The sequence below is a fragment of the Amaricoccus sp. genome (genome assembly GCF_017995835.1).
GTDB lineage: Bacteria > Pseudomonadota > Alphaproteobacteria > Rhodobacterales > Rhodobacteraceae > Amaricoccus.
Map to the genome: position 1 here is coordinate 22,807 of NZ_JAGOID010000037.1, position 3,455 is coordinate 26,261.

At 76.2% G+C, this 3,455-nt stretch carries 2 protein-coding genes and 1 pseudogene; 1 reads left to right on the forward strand and 2 read right to left on the reverse strand.

The features are described 5' to 3' along the window. The coding region (locus tag KBA23_RS07960; protein WP_290739070.1) for a hypothetical protein at positions 1-2,128 on the reverse strand (2,128 nt) is incomplete at its 3' end. A 74-nt stretch (positions 2,129-2,202) separates the two neighbouring features. After that, entirely contained in the window at positions 2,203-3,045 is an 843-nt protein-coding gene (locus KBA23_RS07965) for a calcium-binding protein (RefSeq protein WP_290739073.1), read from the reverse strand. A gap of 243 nt (positions 3,046-3,288) precedes the next feature. Here KBA23_RS07965 and KBA23_RS07970 point away from each other — a divergent pair. Beyond that, positions 3,289-3,455: pseudogene (locus KBA23_RS07970) on the forward strand (hypothetical protein); the annotation flags it as partial.

The following is a 3,455-nucleotide window of genomic DNA, read 5'->3' on the forward strand; positions in this document are numbered from 1 at the left end:
AAAGAGGGGTGGGGGGGGTCTTTATGTAGCCACCGCCCCTCGCGGCGGGGGAGGGAAAAGTGGACCTGGGGAGGGGGGGGGGGGGGGGGGGGGGGCGGCCCCCCCCCCGCGGGCGGGGGGGGGGGGGGGGGGCGTAGCGGACGAAGCGGCGATCGAACCGGATCGCGATCCGCGCGCCGTCCGCCGCGAGGCGCGCCGCCAGCGCGCCGACGAGGAGGTCCGGGCTGGGGTGGCGCGGGCCGGCGGCGACCAGCGCGCGCGCCGCCGCCGCATCGAGCCCGACGCAGCTCGCGCCCGGGCAGTCGGTCGGGGCCGAGCGGCGGCGTGGCAGATCCCGCGCCGGCAGGCCGACCCATGGCCGCACGAGCCGGCCGCCCGGGCCGAGGCGGGCGCCGGCGTCGATCACTGCGCCGTCGTGGTCGAGGAGCGTGGCGGCGAGGAGGGGCCGGCCGGCGTCGTGCTTCAGCCAGGGCGCCAGCCAGCCCGGGCCATCGGGGAGAACGCCGTCGCCGAGCAGCAGGATCGCCTCGCCCTCCGCGGCCGCGACCGCGGCGAGCGCGCGCTCCGCCGCGTCGGCCGCGCCGGCGGTCACGACGAGGCGGTGCGGCACGCCGTGCACCGTGGCGACCTCCGCCGCCAGCCGCGCCGCGGCGTGGTCGAGGGCGTGGAGCACGACCTCCACCGCCGCGCCGCCGCGTTCGGTCGCGACGAAGGCCGCACGGGCGCGCAGGATGTCCGGGCCGCCCTCGGCCGGAGCGACGATGCTGAGGCGCGGTCGGGAGCGGGTTGCGCCGAAGCGGGCCGAGGACACGCGGCGCGGCGTCCGTTCGATCGAGAGACGCGCCTGCGCCAGCGCCGCTACGGCGCCGGGGCCGAACTCGGGGCCGAAGCCTGCCGGAGCGGTCCCGGAGAGGGCCGGCACGGCTCCGCGCCAGACCGTCGTCGCGCGCCCCGACCCGAGGACCAGCCGCACCCGGCAGCGGTCGTCGATGGCGGAGCGGCGGGGCAGGGGGACGAAGCTCGCGCCCGCTTCTGCGGCCGGGATCTCGACGGCCGGCCCGTCGCCGCGCTCGACGCGGAGCGCCGCGGCGAGGCCGTGCGGGTCGTCGAGCCGGTAGCCGATCAAGAGCCCCGCCGGCGTGCCGGCGAGGCGCAGCGCGAGCCGCGGCCGGGCGTCGGCGTGGCGCAGTTCGCGCGTCAGCGCGGCGGCGGCGGGGTCGGCGGCGGCCGCCGCTTCCGTCAGCGCCAGCGCCCAGCCGCGCGCCTGCGGGCTGCGGCCGGCGAGCCAGCGCGCGAACGGTCTGGCCCGCGCCGGATCCGGCGCGGCGAGGCGCAGCGGCTGCGGCCCGAGCCCAACCGCGACGCCCCCGGCCGGCAGCGGTCGCGACAGGTGCAGGTGAAGGAGCCGACCTGCCGGCCCGTCTTCCACGAGAAAGCCCGCGCCGGCGGCGCGGCGGCCGGCAAAGGGCGCGAGCAGCGCCACCTCGCCCGGCGTCGCGGGAGCAGGCCCGTTCGGCGCACGCCAGGTTGCGATCCCGCCGTAGCGGCCGACGGGAGTCCAGACGCCGGGCCCGAGGGTTGGCGCGTCAAGGGCGTCGAGCAGGCGCTCCGCCAGCGCGCCGAAGGCGGTGGCCGCGGCGGGGCCGAAAAGCCGGGCGCCGGCGGTCAGCGCGAGGCGCAGCAGCCGCCGCCGGCCGCCATCGTCGAGCCCGTCGAGCAGCGCCGCCGGATCGGCGAGCGGCGATTCGAGCCAGTCGGGATCGCTGGCCGCGACGGGCCCGCCGTCGACGTCGAGCACGAGCCTCCGCTCCGCGAGGTGGGAGGCGGACAGGCCGACGACGAGCACGCGGCGCAGACCGCCGCAGCGCAGGGCGAGGCTCGTCGCCGCGGAGCGGCCGCGGAGCGGCGTTCCGTCGACGCGCGCGGCCAGACGGCGCCGCGGCGCGCCCGATGCGCCCGACGGGACGTCGAACCCGACCGCCGCTGCGTCCGGGCCGAACGGCGCAACCCAGGCCCGGGCCGGCGGCGGCGTCCGGGCCACGACCGGTTGCGTCTCGGCTAGAGGTGCGACGCGGCGGTGCGCCGGCGCGGCAAGGCGTCCGGCGAGCGGATGCATGCGCACGTTCATGGGCGAAATCCGAGCTTGGAAGCATGAGGGATGCAGGGGGGCCGGACCGGTGCCGGCCCCCGAGGCGACTTGGATCAGACGATCGAGATGAACCGTGTCGGGTCGGAGAGGATCTCCTCGTAGGACGCGCCGTGCAGCAGCACGCTGTCGCCCTGACCGAAGTCGATCAGCGTGCCGCCCTCGCCGAGATCGATGGCGAAGGCCGCCACGTCCTCGGCGGTTTCGATGCTGACGCCCTCGAGGTCGCGCGACACGGCGAGCATGTCGCCCTCGGCGAAGTCCATCACCACGTCGTAGCCGCCGGAGAAGACGAAGAGGTCGTCGCCCGCCCCGCCATACGCCACGTCGTCGCCGGCGCCGCCGTCGAGCGTATCGTCGCCCGCGCCGCCGTCGAGAAGGTCGTCGCCATCGCCGCCCGCCAAAAGGTCGTCGCCCGCGCCGCCCTCGAGGAGGTCGTCGCCCGCCCCGCCGTCCAGGGTGTCATCGCCGACGCCGCCCGCGAGCATGTCGTCGCCATCGCCGCCGGCGAGCACGTCGTTTCCGGCGTCGCCCTGGACGATGTCGTTCCCCTCCCCGCCGTCGAGCGTGTCGTCGCCGGCGCCGCCGACCATCAGGTCGTCGCCGGCCCCGCCCGTCATGACGTCGGCGCCGGCGCCGCCGGAGAGCGTGTCCGCTCCCTCGCCGCCGTCGAGCGTATCGTCGCCCGTGCCTCCCAGCACCAGGTCGTCGCCGAGACCGCCAGCGATGCTGTCGTCGCCGGAGCCGCCGTTCAGGGTGTCGTCGCCGGCGCCGCCGTCGATGACGTCGTCGCCGCTGGCGCCGAACACGCTGTCGTCGCCGCCGCCGGACTGGATGAAGTCCGACGCCGACGTGCCGAAGATGAAATCGTTGAAAGCGCCGCCTGGAATGGTGGCCATGGTTCTTACCCCCTCCTCGTCGCGATATCTCGCTGGTCCCTGAGTGTTCGGGAGCGGGTAAAGAGGGCCTTAACTCGCCATCAGGTTGTATTTCGCATTTGCCGCACACCCTTTCGCAAATGCAGCGCACTTTGGACGGGGCGGCGCCGCGGGGCTTTACGAAACGTATACCGGGGAAACGGTTGAACGGTGGAGACGCGCAGGCGTCCACAGGTGGGAAATCGCAAGCTCGGGGGTGCTGGCATGAGTGCAGTTGGTGGGGACTGGCCGTTCGGCGGGACGGACGGGAACATGACCTTGACGGGCGGGGCGGCCGCGGACCTGCTGATCGGCGGGGCGGGGGATGATCTCATTCTGGGCGGCGGCGGCGGCGACCTGATCCTGGGGGGGCCGGGCGACGACACTATTTC